This window comes from Blautia liquoris (genome assembly GCF_015159595.1).
Taxonomy (GTDB): Bacteria; Bacillota; Clostridia; order Lachnospirales; family Lachnospiraceae; genus Novisyntrophococcus; species Novisyntrophococcus liquoris.
The window spans coordinates 2,407,898-2,428,213 of sequence record NZ_CP063304.1 but is presented as its reverse complement, the minus strand read 5'-3'; the positions used below and the strand labels follow the sequence as shown (position 1 = coordinate 2,428,213).

The following is a 20,316-nucleotide window of genomic DNA, read 5'->3' as shown; positions in this document are numbered from 1 at the left end:
TGTCATATCTTATATTGATATCTTTTTAGGGAGTGGTATACAATTCATAAAATATTGGACGAAGATTACCTGGATTTGCTGGTTGATAATACATTAGCGAATAATTTCAGCGGGAAACATGAGGTAACCAGAATCAATGATCGGAATTCTGTTATTCATCTTCCGGGGGAGCGGTTTGACATGTGTATGCTCGGCAATCGTTTTCCGTATCATATTTTCCCTTCCATCTTTACGCTCAATTCGTTGGTCAGCCTGGAAAAGTCGGGGGTAAATGCTGTTCAGAGAAATCCGAATCTGGCGCTTTTTGGGCAGGGGGTGTTAATCGGATTTGTGGATACCGGGATTGATTATCGGCATGAGGCATTCTTAAACGCTGACGGAACCACCCATTTATTTTCCATCTGGGATCAGACGATTGTGGATGGAACACCTCCTTCGCGCTTTAATTTTGGCGCGGAGTACGGTAAGCAAGAGATCAATATGGCACTGCGTGATACGGATCCGCTCACGGTCGTACCCAGCACGGATGAGAATGGTCACGGTACGATGCTGGCGGGTATTGCCGCAGGACATCCCAATCTGATCAAAGACTTTTCCGGCGTGGCGCCCGATGCGGAACTTGTCGTTGTGAAACTTGCCCCCGCAAAACGCTACAATCGAAGAATATTCGGGATTGATGATACAGTATTATGTTATCCCGAGTCGAATATCTTTATGGGCATTGAATATATTATGTCCGTTGCCCAGAGACTAAATCGCCCCGTGGTGATCTGCCTCGGCTTAGGTTCAAGCCAGGGAGATCATGATGGAAATGACGCACTTGCCGTGTATCTGAATATTCTTTCTACCACCCCCAGAGTGGCAGTGTGCGTTTCTGCCGGAAATGAGGCAAACAGCCGACGGCATTATCAGGGAGAGCTTGAGGTGGGTCAGGCATCTTCTGAGTTTGAACTTCGTGTCGGCAGTTCAGATAAAAACTTTTCGATGCAGATATGGCAGAAATCGCCGAGCAGACTGGCAATGCAGATTCAGTCGCCCTCCGGTGAGTGGACAGAACCGATCTATCCGAAGTTTAATAGTTGCGTGGAATATCATTACGTATTCGAACCTGCAAGAGTCTACCTCAACAATATTATGATGGAGGAAGAAACCGGCGATCAGCTGATCCTTATCAGGTTTCAGAATGCAGAAAGCGGTATCTGGAATATCCGGGTGATTGCCATTGATAATTTGTATTCTCATTTCGACGCATGGCTCCCCTCGGGGAATTTGATCTCTGAGGAAACATTTTTTCTGGAATCCGACCCCTATGTAACTGTGACAGCTCCGGGCAATGCCCGTAATCCACTGACTGTGACCGCCTATAATCAGAACAGCGACAGTATCCTGATCACTTCCAGCAGAGGATATACCTCAAGTGGTGTCGTAACCCCTGATATTGCGGCTCCAGGGTTTGAACTCACTTGTCCGGTACCCAATAATATATATGGAAGTGTGACTGGAACCGGTGCAGCAGCCGCTCATAGTGCCGGAATCGCTGCGATGCTGATGGAATGGGCAGTCGTAAGAGGCAACTATACAACCATATCCGGACGAGACATCAGCAGACTACTGATTCGCGGTGCCACGAGATGGGATACCATGATCTATCCCAATCCAATCTGGGGATATGGAGTCGCAGATATACTTGGAACACTTAAGAGCCTGACCTGATAAGCGTTTTTTTACTCGGCTGCAGAGATTTACTGTTTTTTGTTACATAAAATAAGTTGTTCGTTACATCAATTGTCGAAAATGCTTATAATTTGGTATTCTTATTCTACAGTAATCCACCTCGTTGTAAAAAAATGGCATCTGACAAGTAGGAAGAAACAAATTCCCTTTGCACCGGTTGTTTCGATGCTGCTTGTGGATACCGTTTTTTTTAATTTCATACGTATAATTAGATTTGTACTTTTCAATATATAGAATATATCGTTCGATGTTTTTTGCTGAATAAAGTACTGGAAAAAAACTTGCTTTTAGTTGGAGGAATATAGTTTGACATTTGCAGATTTTATGGTTCAGTCGGAGTACATCTTGCGCATTCTTGTGGCTTGTGTCTGCGGCAGTGTGATTGGATATGAGAGAACCAATCGAAATAAGGAGGCGGGAATCCGCACGCATTCCATCGTGGCAGCCGGTGCCGCATTAATTATAATTGTCTCGAAATATGGATTTTATGACAGTGAGGAATTTGATGCAGCTCGTGTGGCGGCTCAGATTGTAAGTGGGATTGGTTTTCTGGGAGCCGGAAATATCTTTATGAGAAACCGTGTCGTCAGCGGGCTGACAACGGCAGCTGGTATCTGGACAACCGGGGGAATCGGGATGGCCATCGGAAGCGGTCTGTACTACATAGGTATTGCAGCAACGTTTCTCGTGATCCTGATTCAGGTAATCATGCATAAGAATACGTTTAACCGGGATCTGGAACGAGACATCGTGAAACTTAAGATGAAAGAGGGGGGCGATATCCGAAAAGTTGAGGAAATCCTTCAGGGATATGAGGAGTATCAAACCGAGATTATCGAGTTGAATTATACAAAGGCAGAACCGCCCGAACTGGAACTGAGCGTCGAGTTGATTTTGCGAAATGATCAAAGCCTGATGGAATTTGTTTCACTGTTATCGAAAAACCCGGAAGTAATTGCTGTGAAAAGTACAAGAGGGTAAAAAATCAGTACCATTCGCTACAAAAAATAACCGTCAAAGATCATAAGATTCGTTCACGGAACGAAAAACAGCAGGGATTATCATAGATTTTGTGATAATCCCTGCTGTTTTAATGAGCCCATCGAATCTTTCGTACAGGGAAATTTTCCCAAAATGTAGTAAAACCTCAGTACTATTCAGTACGAATAACATAGGTTTCAATACATGTGGTTTCCCAGATTTGAAATTTATCGCTATAGTAAGAGCAGAAGAATTCCGTGCTAATCAGAATACGAATATTCAGATGGTTTTAGTTTTGGGGATATCTTTTGGGATATCAGGAAATCAATTCTGTGTCTTTTAAATCATGATAATAGGCAGCTAGGATTACAACGAACCAAAACTGAATCATACATGTTCTTAGGAAGAAGGAGAGAGAACGAGGTTATGAAAAGGAGTAAAGGAAAGAGGAATCTGGCATTGTTTTTGGCGATGCTGATGCTGATTGATGTTCTAGTTCCCGCAAAGGCAGATGCGCAGAAACAGACATCTGTCGCCGAATTCGAGGATCAAAGCCCCGTCTATAGCGAGACAGTCGAACAGGGAACGCTTAAGGATCAGTTAACCTTACCGGAAAGTCTGCGCGCGGTGATCCCACTGGAAGGAGAGGAGAGAAACGGATTTGTAGAAAGCACGCCCGATGAAAAGTCCTTGCAGTCCTACGACTATTTTCAGAGTCAGGAGCCTTCCTCGGACCAGGGAGAGAACGGACAAGAGATGCCCGTGACTCTTTATCTTGTAAACCGCGAGGAATCCAAGGATGCGCCTGAAAAGGCGTTTCGGCGATATGGCGCATTGCCCGGCGGTGAAGTGGGCTGGTTTGCATCGGATGAGAACGGAAATATCACCGGCAGAGTGCAGGATATCCCAGTCACATGGTCGGATGACGGGTTCAATGAGAATAAGGCTGGGGAATACAAGTTTACGGCCGAGATGGAAGGTTATGTTTATGATGGCGAAAAGCCCTTTTCAATCATCACGGTGGAGAAAGACTCTTCGGCACAGGAGAATCCCTCCGATGTGAAGCCAACAGGGGAACAGCAAAAGCCGACAGCAGAGGAGACGATGCGGACGCCAAAAGATGGCGGGGCAGGAGATAATCCCGTGATTAGCGGGATAGAACTGAAGTGGACCAGCGAAGAGGATTCTCTTATGGGACGTCTGCTCTATGACGAGGATGGGGTGTGTCAGCTGAAACCACTTAGGAATCTTAGCGATCTGGATGCCCTTGGTACTTTCGCAAAGGCGAGTATTACGTTCTCATTTGGCGGCACGGAGAATGCCCGCCCCGGAGAGATCGAAATTCGCCTTCCACAGTATATATTCTATAACCGTGATGGTAATCCGCAGGGGGCTATCGATATAGGAGTGTCAGATGAGCCGGGAGGCTCGACGGATTTTCTATATAGAATAGATGAAGATACGCAGGAAATTGTCCTCACGAATTATCAGGAAATCGAACCGGGATACATATTTAAGTGCGATATCGTCTATCACAGCACGGATGGGAAAGATCAGTATCCATCGGGTATCGAAGACCAGTATAAACACGAATTTGATGCGAAGGCAACGGTTTCTTTGGAGAATCAACAACCTGTCTCAAAGAACAGCGATACCATTCAAGTGCAATATAATACAACGGCACGGATTATAAAATTGACAAAAGAAACGATTTATCCAAATCCCAAGTATGAGACATGGCAGGATACTTGGGGGAAGAAACCGGATGACGCAGACGATTATTTCTATGTCATCTGGCAGGTATCTGGGGAAGTCAGTGCAACACAGCCGTATTCGGTGGAAAGTAAAGATATACCGGATGGGTACGGTGAGGTCGTCGGCATTGGATCCAGTAAGGATCTGGCAAACTGTGCGGGTAAGACAGATATGCCCAGTTATGAGGTAGACACTCCTTCTGAATCCGCTACGGGGGATTATAAAAGATATCTGTCAGCTTTTGTATTGACGCGGCACCCCCGCACATCTTTAGAACAAGGGGTAAAAACATTTGAAAACTGTGCCGAGATGACACTGACGGGGCTCGATACAGCGAGCGATCAGAGAAGTGTTTCCAACAGTTATACTTACGTTGACCCAAGCTTTGCCTATCAGGGAAACGATTACAATTTTGGAAAAACTACGCGCGATACTGAATATCCCGGCTATGTCAATAAACTGAAGATCAAGGAGGAGAATGAGCCGGTTGATTTTGGCTCTTTCGATGTACGCAGTGACATCCGGGGATGGGGACTCACCTTGGAGGAGGGAGCCGACACTTCTGACTATAGCAGCTATGGGAAGGTTCCATACGAAGTCGAAGCAACCGATGATCTCGTGACTTTGGAGGACGAACGCCTTTTAGACGGGGATTATGAATTTCGTTCCGTTGATCTGTCTTTAATATACGAGTACAACTGGATACAAGATCCGGCAAGCGGCACGTGGAGTGAAGAACGTGATACGGACTACGGCAAGTGGGAACCTTTTCAGATCTATTATCAGACGGGGCTTACGGGCGAATGGAAACTGATAGGTTCCCTGAGACGTTTAGAGAATGGATATCAGCAGTTCGAAGATACAGATGGAAATATAACAGAATACACGCACCCAAATATGGTGGTAAACATTTCACTTCCTCCCGGCAGCACCGGAGTACAGATACGACATGAAACAACTCACTATAAAACAATGTTTAATATGACACCGTGCGTACAGCTGTATCCCACAGAGCATGTGAAATCGCTGCTGCAAAATGATACGGCAAGATTGTATAATGTGGCATCCTGGCGAACCACAGATCATAAAGGGGGCTGGGCGGATAAACAGGACAGATGTGTGGTCAACGGGTATTCAAATCAGGCAGTTACTGCCAGTACAAAATTGCGCGATGAAGGTTTATACGGCGAAGGGGCATATGCAGAACATTCTGCTGCCTATAAAAACTTATCCCAAGTGAACACATCGTCCTATGCCTCTAAAGACGTCACATATAAAAATGATGTCGATCGGTCACTTGTGAAGACACACTACCGTGCGGACATGTATGAAAAGCTACAAGTAAAAGCCATTTCTATTCCGTTTGACAAGGATTGGATGGAGCTGCAGACGCAGGGTATCCTATATGATCTTTTACCGTCAGGTATGAATGCAGATCCGTCCTCCATTCGCGTTTGGACATTCCGCGGTATAGCCGACTATAACACTCCATTTCAAGATCAGTTCCTCTGCGATATAACGGTAGAATTTATAGATAACTGGCGAAACAGCGGCCGTACCATGATGGTAATTCATGCTGCAGTACCGCAGGATATGGAGAACGTTATTTCCACAAGTCCGAATGGCAATTATACAGATTTTTATAGTGGTTTTCATCTGGAATACGATGCCATCTATCCGTGGGACAGTGTGCAGCAGTATGGCACTTCGCCCCGCAACACCATCGCCTATAAGTCGGGAGTTGGGGCCATGGGAAGGGCGTATCCCGATGATGGCGGGCGTATCCAGGATAAAGAACTGATGAAAGATCTGGATGGCGACGGCAATCCCGAAGGGACACTGGCCGATACGATCTATGCAGAGACAGCAAAGAGCTTTGATTTTCCATTTTCGGCCGAACTTGGATTTACCAAGCGGGTGAAGACGGCTGCAGATCCCCAGTACCTTCTCGATACCAGTGCGGTCGGGGGAGGAGACTACAGTTATCGCCTTCGACTGGCAGCCGAGGAGAACATGACTACCAAAGACATTGTACTTTTCGATGTGCTGGAGGACTACCAGACAGAAGATGAGACGGCGAATCAAAACCGATGGAAAGGTGACACACTGCAGTCCGTCGATGTCAGTGATGCCCTGCAAAAGGGAATTGACGCAGTGACCTATTACTCCTGCGTGCCGGGGCTTGACATGAACAATCCCGCAGACCGTGATCTGACAGATCCGTCGAAGTGGTCCGCTGTGCCGCCGGAGGATCTCGCGGCCGTGACGGCACTGGCCTTCGATCTGCGCACAGACCAGAACGGAGAGCCATATGTTCTCATGCCGGAGCAGGCTGTTTCCATTGTGATTCATATGAAAGCACCTGCAAAGAATGTAAAAACGCTGGAGGAGACAGATGCCTGTGCTTACAACAGTGGATGGTATGCCGGTACGACAACCTCCGTGCCTACGAACGACTCCAACTACAACGTATTGGAATCACAAAATACCGCAGTCCATATCCGGGAACATAAGGCAGAACTGCACAAGGAATCCGATCCCCCAAGCGGCACTGCAAACATACCGGCCCAGGTACATGAGGGAGACACACTGACTTATGATCTGTATGTCACTAATCAGGAAGTGGCATTTCCACTGGAACAGGTGAAGGTTGTCGATACGATTCCGGAGGGTCTTACGATTGATTTTGACAACATTCAGTGGTATTCTGGCTCCAATCCGGAGAATGCAAAATTGGTGAGTGAAGCGACTCTGATTCACGCAGAATGTTCTGAGTGTACTCTGACCTTTGTGATCGACCGCCTGCTGGGCAATGAGACGCTTCACATCTTGGTTCCAACTACGGTGGAGGTCAATGATGCTGCTGTACAGTATACGAATACGGCGCGGATCACGGAGGCTGCGGGAGCAGCATATGAACGTGAGAGTGAGACGACCTGGCACAAAAAAGACCGGGAACTGCGGGATCTGACGGTCAAAAAGGTGGTACAGAATCAGGACTCGGACCCATCCGATCCATCCGATACATCGTTCGCGTTTGATGTGACGGTCGGCGATGCACAGACCGATCCGGCAGAATTTACCGGAAGTATCTGTGATGCAGATGGCGGCGAGACGGGTAAGACCGTTGCAATTTCCGCGGGAGAGAAGACGAAGTTTGAATTGAAAGACGGACAGTCGATCCAAATTGCCGGAATCCCCCGAAACACGACATATACCATAACAGAGCGCAGGGATCACTTGTATGACACAGACATCGTCGTGAATGGAGAGGAAGATCAGAAGATCGGGGCCAACGGTCTTATAAGACAAATTGCCGACGAAAACCAGATCATCTTTTACAATCATAAAAAACCAAGCGTTCCCTTCACATTTACGAAAGTAGACGCCGAAGATACAGACAAGGTTCTGCCGGGTGCGAAGTTCGCATTGTATGATCTCTCCTGTGTGGACAGTGAACCGGGGCATTCCCATGATGACCCATCCGATACGTCCGCATGCTGGACCTTATATCAGACAGCAGTCAGCAGGGAAGATGGAACGGTAGATTTAGGAGAGCTGCCGGACGGCACGTATCGTCTGTATGAGACAGAAGCACCGGGCAGCTACACAAAGGTTTCCGGCAGCTGGGAACTCACCGTTTCCTGTGACGATCCGGATCCGATCATCATCACAGCGGTGGCAGAAGACGAGGCCAATCCCCCTGCCTTTTTGGCGGAGGAAGATGGAGAGCTGAAACTGCCGAACCTGCAGCTGATGGCAACGCCAAGCTCCGGCGGAAAAGGAGTACTGCCCTATCTTACTGGGTCTGTGCTGCTGATCAGTATGGCGGAGATACTTTCTGTCATCGTTTTACGAAAAAAGAGGCGTTTATGATTTTAAAGAGAAGGTAGTAAATTACTTTCATGGACCTATCAATACAACAGGGGCAACGCAAAACAATGTGCCGCCCCTATTGTATGATACCGTTACTTGAACTGCGAATGTGTGCAGGAAGATAAGTAGGTTGTTTGATACATGAAACAAGTAGTTTATTACATTGGCAGACACAAAAAACATCGAATCTGGTATTATAATGAAAATTGCAATTGAACTGATATTAATGTTCATCGAATCGTTATATTAGCTATATAACATCATGTTAAACCGACAGGAGTGACATGTTGATCGGTACACAGCAAAGGAGGAAGAGGAGTTCATATGGAAAGAAGGATCCTTCACAGAAAAAAGAGGAACAGCATACTGGCTGTCGTGTTAATCATAGCACTATTGCTATCACTTTTCCCAGTTTTCCCTATGGCTCAGGAACAGCAGTGGTCGAATCAGATTCAGCGGTTTGAACGCCGCAATCCGATTGATACGAAGACCGTTGAGCCGGGAACGAAACGTGAAGAACTGAATCTTGCGGAGTATGTCCGGGCAGTTGTAGATATTCCGGAAGGCATGGATACTTCCACTTTCACAGAGGCAAAGCCTGAGGTGGATCTATCGGACGGATACGAACACTATGATTATTTTGACTACGGCTATATCGCCCCGAAAGATAAGACAAAAACAAAAGATGGAAAAGAACTGTCGATCTATCAGCTGAACTACGATGATCAGGAGCAGGGAAAGGGCGAGACTGCCTACCGTATCTACGGGTCGGTGGCAGGCAGTGATAATGTCTGGTTTGCCTGCAAAGAGGACGGCCAGATCACAGGTGCGGTTTTGGATGTTCCGGTTGACTGGAGCGGTGACTATCAACCCGATAAAATCGGCGAGTATACATTCACCGCACAGTGTTCGGACTATGAATATGCCGCCGAGCCGCCGACCGTAGTGATTACAGTGAGAGAAACTCCGGATGTGGAAGATAAACACGATCACGGCGATGAAGAGCCAACACAGTCAGAAGAGACAGCCAATACAGATCCGGAAGCAGCAGACGAGGAAGAAACGCCGCAGTCACAGCCGCTTGCAGACTGCCACTGCGGCAAGGATGGAACACCCATCGATGCCAACAATTTTCCGTGGGCACATCAGCCGGACTGTAAATACTATGGACCGGTCGAATGTCTGTGCCGGGAGCAGATTGAAGAAGAAGTGGACGTGGAGGATGAAGACGGCACTACGCATAAAGAGATCATCACGGTCCCGGGAGAGTACACCCATGTCCATGACAAGAATAACAAAGACTGCCCCCTCTACGGAAAAGAACTGGAAGAGAACTCCCGATCGGGCCGATCCATAAACAGCAGAACAGGTTCCAATAGTGATGCGCAGGATGACTTTATGACGGAGCAGTCCCCGACCAGTGGAAACCGCTTTTATGACTCTCCCTATACCAACGGCATCGTCATCTCAGGTTCCTGGGTCGATTATGTCAACACGATATGGATGAATAAAGCCGTGTCCAAATTTCATTGGACACAGACGTCCGATATGCCCGGGCTTCAAAGTCCGAACGATCCGGAATGGTCTTGGAGGGGAGTGGCATCTTACTTTCCGGCGGGCAGCCCGGAAACAGACCCGAAAGCTTTTCCGGTCAGGGTAAATATGAACTGGGATGTCTATTCCGGTGAACAGCTGAGACACGCACTGACAGAGCTTGTCGATAGAGATACGATCACTTTGCAGGCGGACATCGACCTGAACGGTGCACAGTATTCATGGGATGTTGTGGATTGCAAGAATTTCACGATAACAATTCATGGAAACGGTCACAAAATCTTTAATCTTGGTCAGATGGTTAAAAAAGAGACGGACAACTCGATGTTCTCCGCTTTTATTCGAAACTATAAACGTCTTGTGGTTGACGATCTTGAGTTTGTCACCTGTAAGATGGTATCGAACCAGGAATGCGTGGGACTTTTTCGGGGGAATATGCAACCTCAGTCGCAGAACGCCCACCTTCAAAATATTCACATCCGGGATTCCCTGTTTTATTCATCGGCGGGAAATCTCTACGTTCAAGACGGACAAGGTCGTGTGTCTCCGTTCGGATACATAGAGAATTCGAGATATACAGAGGATATGAATACGAATGTCACAATGGAAAATTGCACAACAGAGGGAAATTATATCTATGGCAGGGATCATGTCACAGCATTTGCCCTCGGCCTTGGAAATGCAAACTCCGCAACGTCGCAGATGTCTGAGGTTAAAAACTCTTATGCTGTCGATAACCTTGTCTGCGGAACCGGCGGTCATTCGGCGGGATTTAGTTCCTGTTTTGCCTATAACACGAGGATGACGAATTGTTTTGCCGTGAATGAGATTTACGGCTCAGCGATGACTTCCGGCTTTGTCGGTTTTTTGGCGGGTCAATTTAATAATTGCTACTCCTCCGGAAAAGTGGAGGGCTATTCCAGAATGGCAGGGTTTGCCTGGGACTCCGATAATAATGCGCGGACGTTTAACAGTTGTTACAGCACAGCGCTGGTGGGACTGCGGTCAAAGCCTACAGAGCAGGGAGGTTTCATCGTCGGTCAGACAGCCGATTCCGGTACCCGCGATATCATGAACAACTGCTATGCCGCCGGGGAAGTCGGAAACTTCGACGTCGATCTCAACACCCCCAACAAGACGGTGGGAGGATTCTACTCCTCAACGGCATCATCTGGTTGGTATACCTTGAATAACTGCTACTATGACAAGCAGACAACAGCTATGCGCGAATGGGTGAGTGGCGACAGTAAACAAAGACTTGGTGTGACCGGGGTTTTGACCTCTTCGACGGAAAAAGCAGGCACGGGTCTGGCAGATAGGGTCAATGGTTATGATGAGAGCGATCCGGGCTTCAAAGGATTTCGAAATCCGATAGAGTGGACTTATAAAGTGGGCTTTTATCCCCAGCTTCGTACCTTTGCAAATGCTGATCCCCTGGAATGGGGCAGCAAGGAGAGAGCAGACCGCGTAAAAGCCTATTCTCTGGCCTCCGTTTCGACGGTGCGCTTAAATACCTGGGAAAATGGCTATGACTGGGACAGCAGCGGTGTCCGATCGGATCATCCGGTATCTTATAATCGGGAGAGCGGAGCACAAGAACACCATAAGGGGAATGCAGATACCTATGATACGGTTCGTGAGATCATCACGGACGCCTCCTATGCGACCGAAGAACCGTCCGCAGGAAGTGTGCGGTGGGAACACATGATTGCAGGCGGTGCGCCCGTCGACACGAACGGAGATGACCAAAAAGATGGAATGGCGATGGAAGTATCGAACGGAACGCTGCAGGTCAAAAATCCCGGTATGGATTGGTTCCAAATATCCGCAGATGTAGGCGGACAGAAGGGATACCGGCCGATTCGGCTGATCTCCTATATGTCACTGGACGCCGGATCGGACAAAACGATCGAGGCAGGGTATCGCTACGACCACCGTGAAGATGTCAGCCTGACGATGATGGACAAGATTACAGAAAATCTGGTTGTCGGTTTCCACGATGACTCCATCTGGTCAAGAGCGAAAACCGGAGGCTATCCCGACAGCAAACGGTTTTGGGCTGTCCCCACAACGAATATAAAGACGGAATTCTCAGCCAGCAAGAATGCACAGCTGTACACAGAAATCTGGCGTGCCGAGCAGAATCAGGATGGATCCTTTGCGACAAGCGACACAGAAGGAATTGGAGACGAACATCTGATTCCGGATCGCTCCGTCAAAGTAACGGGACCCGGCACCGGTGAGGGAACGACCATCTCCGAGCAGAAGTGGAATGGAGAATTTCCCTTTAATGAGGATATCAGTAAACCCCGAAAATACCTGATTACCTATTACTGGATGTTGGAAGACGGCCGCTATCGCGCCGATACGAAGACGATCACCGTAGATCCCTCGAAATATACCGTGGACGTCCAAGTGAAAAATGACCGAGATAAAGAATCCGGTAACAATACAGCCCTGCAGCTTGGAGCGGCGGCAGATAATCAGAACGATACAGCATACACCTATTCTGCATCCCCTGTACAGAAAGCACAGGCTGAGCAAGTGCCCTATACCAACAATGCCGCACTTGCATGGAAAAAAGCCTCCGATACTGCGGTAATCAAAGGCGGAAAGCTGACGATGTATGCACATGACGGAACCGAACTTGGGACGAAAGAGTTTTCGGGAGATTTAAATGACGGAGATCAGCTTACCATCCCGGTCACTTATTATTACAACAAGTATGAAGGTGACAATGTACAGGAGAAAAAGCGTGAGCTTACCGAAAAAGAAGTGGTAAATGTCACTTATACCGTTCATAAGGATTCCGATGACGGATTCTACCTGCGTTTCAATAAGATTGCAAATCTTCCGGAAGATGAAGTGACCGGTGTCAATGTGGGCGATCCAGGCGGGATTCCGGCGGGAACAAAAGCTTACATAAATGATGTCCAGTATAACATAGATCTGACGTTCTATGTGAACGCTGATATGCCCTTTACATTTAAAAAGACAGATGAATCCGGACATCCTCTCTCCGGCGTAGAATTCGAGATCTATGCATGCAAAGAGGGTCATACAGATACCGACCAGCACTCGACACTCGCCGAGAGTGGTTCGTGTTGGGATGTCGATCATCCGAAGGATACCGTGACCAGTGATGAGAATGGGATCGTGTCTTTCGACTCACTGACCACCGGCGACTATATCCTTGCCGAGACAAAGGCCAAATCCGGATATCAGCTGCCAAAAGGGCAGTGGCTGCTGCAGGTGGACCATGTACAAGAGAAGATCGAAATCAGTGCCCGCGGCGAAAAACCTCCGGCATTTAAAAAGGAAGCGGACGGAACCCTTTCACTGGCAAATTACCGCGACCTGTCACTGCCCGGCTCCGGCGGATACGGTGCAAACCTATATCTTATAGGTTCCATAATCTTGATTGGAACAGCTGTCATGTTGATTCTTGTTTATCGAAGAAAAGCAAGAGAGTGACGTTATAATTAAGTACATGTAAGATGCCTTTTATTACATTAGCAAGCGTTAAAAACATCAAATCTGTTATTTTATTAAGAGAAAAGGAAGCTGTTACGCCAAGAGACAGGTTTGATCTTATTAAAGGAGGTGAGGTTATCGGTGATAACAAGGTGACAGCTGATCCAAAAGAATAAAAAAACAAAAAAGAAATGAGGAAGAAATTATGCTAAAAAAGAAGACGCAACAAATAATCAAGGCTTTCGGAGTATGGATGCTCAGCTTGATTCTCTGCCTGGGAGCCGCCGTTCCGGCGTATGCGGCGGTCACGGAAAATACCAAGGGAAGCATTCGGATAACTGGTGCAGAGCCAAATGTTATTGTTCAGCCCTATCAGCTGATGACCGTCAACATAGAAGAGGGCACACCGAAGGATCCCGCCTATTCATGGGTGGAACCTCAGATGAAGGACTGGGTTCATGCGAACTATCCACAGTATGATGATACGAACGAGTTCAACAACACTGTTTCAGCCAGCGATTTGAAGGCATTTTATTCTAAACTGGCAGCGGATATCAAGAATCCGGCAAAGGAAGTTTCAGCACTTCCGGCAGTTCAAAGCGCGACAGTCGATGAGAACGGCGTATGTGAGCTTACAAACCTTCCCATGGGTAATTATCTGCTGCTCATGTCAAGAGGTTTTAAGGTATATCAGCCGACGGTTGTAAATCTCATACCGGCGTGGGATGAGGACGAAGAAGACTGGGGACTGGCTCCTGTAGAAATTGATGGTGAAGACCTCAAAGGTGAAGAGCCTTCCATCGAAAAAACAGTAAACGACGGCAAGGATAAAGACGATGCAGCTATCGGAGATGTGATCCCTTACGAGATCAAGGCCACCATTCCGACCTATCCGGAAGGCGCAACCAACAAAATCTATAACATCAGTGATACACTTTCTGAAGGACTTACCTTTAATCCTGGTTCACTTAAGGCATTCTTGAATGATGTCGAGTTGACAGCTGGAGATGATTATGTGATAGCTTCCGGATCGGAACTGGGTAATAAGACATTCAAGCTGGTATTTAACTATGACAAATTGAAGGCAAGAAAAGGCGGCGAATGGGAAGATAGTGACCGCATCCGAGTGACATATACGGCCACACTTAATGATAAAGCAAAGGTCACAACCGGTAATGAGAACGAGGCACACTTGGAATATTCCAATAATCCTTATGGCGATGGAACAAATGACAAAGAACCGGGAACCAAACCAAAAGTATACACTTATGGTATCATAGTTAATAAGAAGACGGATAGTGAAACCCCGGAATTCTTACCAGGTGCAGAATTCGAACTGAAAAAAGGAAACGATAAGTTTTACTTTATCAAGGAAAGCGATGGTAAATACCGCGTAGCGAAGTCGGGCGATACAGGCGCAACAACAACCCTGAAAGTCGGAGAAGACGGTGATCCGAAAGGTAAGTTAGAGATAAGAGGACTGGATTTGGGTACATATACACTGACAGAGACAAAAGCTCCCGGCGGATACAACAAGCTGAGAGAACCGTATACCCTTATTCTGAGAGATGAAGTCGATGATAGTGGTGATAACCCTGAACCAGGTATGGACGGTACACTTGAGACGACTCAAACTGACAAAGGTACAGCGAATGGTGGTAATTATGAGGTGACTGTACTTAATAAGAAGGGATTTGAGCTTCCGGTAACTGGTGGAAGAGGTACCATCATGTTCACTGTAGGCGGAATTCTTCTGATTGCACTTGCAGGTGCAGTACTCGTAATCTCACGGAGAAGAAATTCCGAAAGCGAAGCGTAAATATTATTCATAAAAAAGGCAGACCATGGGGGAGACGATGTCTCCCCTCATGGATGTTTAAGGGAGAATAAAGGACCGATGAAACAAAAAAAAGGAAACAGCCGACTGCCATATATTATCATTATTATACTACTTGTTTTGGGCGTTGCGTTATTTCTTTATCCTGCCTTAAGCAAATATGTAGCCGAATTAAATCAGTCTGAGGTTGTGAAAACTTATAATGATTCTGTTAAAAGGATGAAAGAAGAGGAATATGAGGCAGAGTGGCAGAGGGCCGTCGCTTACAACGAATCTCTGGCCGGGGAGCCGGTCAAAGATCCTTTCCTCGAGGGCAGCGGGATGGCGCTTCCGGAGGATTATCTTAGCATCCTGAACATCGATGGAGTGATGGGTAATATCGAGATTCCAAAGATATCAGTGAATCTTCCGATTTATCACGGGACAGATACCGATACGCTGGAAAAAGGCGTGGGACATATCCGCCAGACAGCACTTCCCGTCGGAGGATCGGGCACTCATGCAGTCCTGACCGGACACACAGGACTTCCGAATGCGAAGCTCTTCGACGATCTGACAGAGATGAAAGAGGGAGATCTCTTTTTGCTGCGCATCCTGAATCAGACACTGGCATACGAGGTCGACAGTATTCTTGTGGTGGAGCCGGAGGATGTAAAACCCCTTGATCCGATTCCGGGGGAAGATCATGTGACATTAGTCACGTGTACACCGTATGGAATTAACAGCCATCGACTTCTGGTCCGCGGAGTCCGTACGGAATATCACAAGGAAGAAGTGGAGAAGCAGAAAAAAGAGAAAAAAGGAATGTCTGCCAAGGAACTGCTGATGTTGGAGATCGCCGTGATTCTCCTATTGGTCTTTCTCATCTTCATCATCTTTATGAAAAAAAGGGTGAGAAGAAAGAGAAAAGATCGCAAATAAGGTAGAAAACGATGAAAAATATGAAGTCAGGGAATAAAAAAAGGAAAGTATTGACCATCTTGGCCTGCATCCTGCTGACGGCCGGAATCCTGGCGATCAGCTGGCCGTCCATTCTGAATTTTCTGTATCAGAGAAAAGCGGATGCCGCCATCGGGGAATTTCAGGAAGCAGTGGCTGATTATGGGAAAGATCCTTTACAGAAAGAAGTAACTGACCCTTCAGAGAAAAACCGGGCAGAGCAAGTGGATGACTCAGATCCCTATGAAGAACTATACCGGCGTATGCAGGAATATAATAAAAATCTGTTTGAAACCGGGCAGTCTGGTCTTACAGATCCCTTTGCCTACGAGCAGCCCAGTTTCGATCTGACGCAGTTTGGTTTTGCTGAAAACATAGTGGGACATATCGACATACCAAAATTAAAGGTTCGGATGCCGATATATCTAGGCGCCAGTCACGATAATATGGAAAAAGGTGCCGCTCATTTGTCACAGACCAGTCTGCCAATCGGAGGGGAAAATACCAACTGCGTCATAGCGGCGCACCGCGGTTCCTTTCAGGCAGAGATGTTTCGCAATATTCATAAACTAGAGCTTGGCGACACGGTATCTATCACCAATTTCAGAGAAACACTTACCTATAAAGTGGATAAGATAAAGATCATTGCCCCCAGTGATATTGACCAGATTTTGATACAGCCCGGCCGCGACCTGGTGACCTTAAGTACCTGCAATCCATTGGGATATAATTATCAGAGATATATTGTCTATTGTGAACGACAATAGCTTTGATTATATTCATGTAAAGTTTCCCTATATTTGGTAGGTGATTTACCTGTTTGCTTTTTAAAAGCAAGAGAAAAATAGTTTATATCGTGGTATCCAACCATCATGGCAATCTTTCCAGTCTTTAAATTCGTATTTTCAAGAAGATACTTGGCTTTCTCTATTCGTTTTCGTGTGATGTATTCGTTACAACCTTCTTTTGTAACCCTTTTGAAAATACGGGACAGATAACTGGGGCTGACATATAAATATTCAGCAATATTAGATACAGACAAATCTTCTGTCAAGTGTTCGGAAATGTAATGTTTGGCAGAAGTAATAAGTTCATGCCCATTTTCTTCCCCCTTTATCAGAAGCTGAGAGATATATTGGCGAGTTATTTCGGAAGCATCTTCTTTGCTTGAAGTGGTTAAACTTTTTAGGAGTGAATCTAGCTTGAGGCTTTCCCCGTCACCAGAATTTTCCAGATAGGAGTAATAAGTACTGGACGCTAATTCAAAACAACATCTTCTCGTCATTGACTTGGATAGGTTATAGGATTTGGCAGCTTTTGTAAATGTGTCAAATGATTTTAAAACTCGCTCTGTGCTTCCAATACTGGTGATCATAATGTCTTTTAGTTCTGCAAAAACATCAAAAAATAATTTGTTTCTGCTTTCAACACCAAGACTTTGGATAATGTTTCGGATGTCCTTTCTTTCATTGTTTAGAAGATATTTGGCGTCATTATAGGAGATATGTAATTTTACAAAACCCTGCACAGTACTTCCCACTACAATCTTGGGTTTACTATCTAGTTCATCTCTTAAAATATCAGATAATTGCTGAATCTCTTCCAGAACAACCTTATCTTCTTTGCCTTCAAAAAATGCAATTGCAATGGTACCATCTTTGTCGACGAAAGTGATTCCTGCTTCCTCAGAATCAATCATACCAATACAGATGTTTTTGACAGACAGGGATTGTAGATTGCTGCTGATTGGATGAGAGTCTATAGATAATTCTGGCACAATCAATGCTAAACGAAGAGAGATATTGAGATCAAAATGATATTTTTTGTTTATTTGTGTCAGTGCTGCTTCTTTGAAATTATCATTATGAATAAGGGTACGCATCATTTCTTCCAGTTTATTTTGCTGAGTAGAACCCTGCGTTCGTTCAATTAATATTTTGTTCTTCTCCCTGCTCCTTATTTCATCCAGATATGTTACCTGCTGTCTTACTGCATCACTCAGATCATCTTCATCGATGGGTTTTAGGAAGAAATCCTGAACATTTAGGCGCAGACTTTTTCTTGCATATTCGAAATCATTATAACCGGTGACAACCAGGACACGTATTTGAGGTGCCAGCTCTTTGGCACGTTCGATAAGTTCAAGTCCTGTCATCTCTGTCATATTAATATCGGTGATCATAATTTCTGGCGTATATGCCTGTATTATATTGAGTGCATGGGTGCCTGAGGAAGCAGTAAACACGTTGCTGATTCCCAATTTTTCCCAGCAAATTGCATTTTTCATACCCATTCTTATCATTCGCTCATCATCCACAATTAATATTTTATACATAATCCAACTCACCTCTTATTGCAGTATTCATGTCTTTGGTTCTGTAGGGAAAAGAAATCTTTACAGTTACTCCGCCGGAGGTGTTTTTATAATAATGCAGCCCATAGTTGTCACCATAAAGAAGCTGAATTCTTTTATTGACATTTCTCACACCATATCCAAAAGAATCATCATGTAAAGAGAGTTGTGAATTTAGTTCGGCGACTTTCTCTTCGGACATTCCTGTACCAGTGTCAGCTAGAGTTATAACAATATTTTTACTGAGCTGTTGGACTTTTATATAAATTGTTCCTGTTTTTCCCTCTCTGACTTTTATACCATGATAGATGGAGTTTTCTACCAGTGGCTGTAATGTTAACTTGGGAATCATTGAATCTAAGACATTCTGATCGATATCAAGTTTGTTGTCAATAATATTATCATAGCGCATATTTTGGATAATTAGATAATTTTCAACATGTTCTAATTCCTGTTTTAAGGAGATTATGTCATGCCCTTCACTGAGACAGATTCTATAATATTTTGCCAGAGCTTTTACGAGGGTGGATATTTCAGTGTTTCCATCTGCCATTGCCTGCCAGTGAATACAGTCAAGTGTATTATAGAGAAAATGTGGTTGGATTTGAGATTGAAGAGCATTAAATCTTATTTGTTCCATCTGATGCTGCTCCAGTTTTACCTGTTCCATAAGTTCCTGGATTTTGTCCATCATGGAGTTGAATCCTTCCGCCAGTTTTGTAAAATCGTCACCCATGCGCTCACTATCAATGCGTGTTTTTAAAGAGCCAGAGGCGACAGAATCCATTTTGCTGACGACATTTTCTAAAGGTTTATATAATTTTTGGATGATCTTTTTAATGATATACATATTTGTGATAACCATTAGAATGGTAATTGTGCACATGAAAAGAATGGCAGTTATGCTTCCGTGATATAAGTACATCGCTGAAACGCTGCTTACAATATAAAAATCCCATTTATTGATCTTTTGAAAAAAGTAAATCATACCATTTTTTCGAAAGTGTCCTGATTCTTCAAAAATATTTGAGATATAATTTGTTTTTGAACCAATTTTATCCTTCTCGTTTGTTGCAAGAAGATCACCGTCTAAGTCTATGACAACAGTGTTCAAATTGGATGAATTATTATTTTCTGCTATTTGCTGTAAGCTTGGATCCGTAAAATTCATGCAGAGAAGACCTAGTTCTCCCATTAGATTTCCGGTATCATATATGGGAAAATAAACATTTAGAGAATACTTATTTCCATCATAATAGGCATTGTTAAAAGATACCCGCATAGTGCTGGAGTTTGCTGGTTTGCAAGATTCGTAATCCTTACTGTAGGTTTGGATAAAATTACTGTTGTATATTGTCTGCTCGCCTTTATATAAGTATTCCCCTGACTGATCATCCACTACGGCTATAAAATTTAGATCAGAGTGCATATTGACAATGCTAGATAAGGTATTGTTTGCATTATTCTTGTTGTCAATGTAGCTGGCAGTGTTTCCGCTATCGGACTTTAAAAACTGTTGTATAGAGGTGTCCAATACAACTGCTATTGCCAGCTTCTTATAATTATCCAAAGAGTTACGGAAATTCTCAGCGATTGTGTTGTTTTGTGCCTGCAGCAACTCTGTAGACTGAACCTTCATGAATCTGACTGTAGATGTAGTGGAGACGATAAGAACGAGAAAAGTAGTAAGAACAATGGATGTACTTACCAGAAGCTGTATTTTCTTATCAAATCTCCATTGATTAAAACTGTTCATCAACTTTTTCACTTTCGTATCCTCCCAAACTAAGTACAGAAAATGCCAAAGAGCTGC

At 45.2% G+C, this 20,316-nt stretch carries 10 protein-coding genes; 8 read left to right on the top strand and 2 right to left on the bottom strand.

From position 1 onward, the window contains the following. The first annotated feature begins 54 nt into the window (after positions 1–54). From INP51_RS11015 to INP51_RS10980, 8 genes are all read left to right on the top strand, one after another. A complete protein-coding gene (locus tag INP51_RS11015; RefSeq protein ID WP_230406775.1) occupies positions 55–1,713 on the top strand; it encodes a S8 family peptidase in 1,659 nt (552 codons plus the stop codon). 327 nt (positions 1,714–2,040) lie between these two features. Continuing rightward, entirely contained in the window at positions 2,041–2,715 is a 675-nt protein-coding gene (locus INP51_RS11010; RefSeq protein WP_230406774.1) for an MgtC/SapB family protein, read from the top strand. A 426-nt stretch (positions 2,716–3,141) separates the two neighbouring features. After that, positions 3,142–8,346, top strand: a complete 5,205-nt coding sequence (locus INP51_RS11005; RefSeq protein WP_193734900.1) for a DUF7601 domain-containing protein — start codon at positions 3,142–3,144, stop codon at positions 8,344–8,346. Between the two features lie 324 nt (positions 8,347–8,670). Further along, positions 8,671–13,374: a SpaA isopeptide-forming pilin-related protein gene (locus tag INP51_RS11000; protein ID WP_193734899.1), complete on the top strand. Its 4,704-nt coding sequence runs from the start codon at positions 8,671–8,673 to the stop codon at positions 13,372–13,374. A 23-nt stretch (positions 13,375–13,397) separates the two neighbouring features. Continuing rightward, entirely contained in the window at positions 13,398–13,550 is a 153-nt protein-coding gene (locus INP51_RS10995) for a hypothetical protein (protein ID WP_193734898.1), read from the top strand. Between the two features lie 29 nt (positions 13,551–13,579). Continuing rightward, positions 13,580–15,193, top strand: a complete 1,614-nt coding sequence (locus tag INP51_RS10990) for a SpaH/EbpB family LPXTG-anchored major pilin (protein ID WP_193734897.1) — start codon at positions 13,580–13,582, stop codon at positions 15,191–15,193. Between the two features lie 78 nt (positions 15,194–15,271). Beyond that, a complete protein-coding gene (locus INP51_RS10985; RefSeq protein ID WP_193734896.1) occupies positions 15,272–16,132 on the top strand; it encodes a class C sortase in 861 nt (286 codons plus the stop codon). A gap of 11 nt (positions 16,133–16,143) precedes the next feature. Continuing rightward, positions 16,144–16,917: a class C sortase gene (locus INP51_RS10980; RefSeq protein ID WP_193734895.1), complete on the top strand. Its 774-nt coding sequence runs from the start codon at positions 16,144–16,146 to the stop codon at positions 16,915–16,917. On the opposite strand, the gene INP51_RS10975 is transcribed toward INP51_RS10980, so the two are convergent. Further along, positions 16,899–18,485 carry a response regulator transcription factor gene (locus tag INP51_RS10975; RefSeq protein WP_193734894.1) on the bottom strand — a complete coding sequence of 529 codons (1,587 nt, stop codon included), beginning with the start codon at positions 18,483–18,485 and terminating at the stop codon, positions 16,899–16,901. The genes INP51_RS10980 and INP51_RS10975 overlap by 19 nt on opposite strands. Then, positions 18,478–20,271, bottom strand: a complete 1,794-nt coding sequence (locus INP51_RS10970; RefSeq protein ID WP_193734893.1) for a sensor histidine kinase — start codon at positions 20,269–20,271, stop codon at positions 18,478–18,480. The genes INP51_RS10975 and INP51_RS10970 overlap by 8 nt, the downstream gene beginning before the upstream one ends. Between the last annotated feature and the right edge of the window lie 45 nt (positions 20,272–20,316).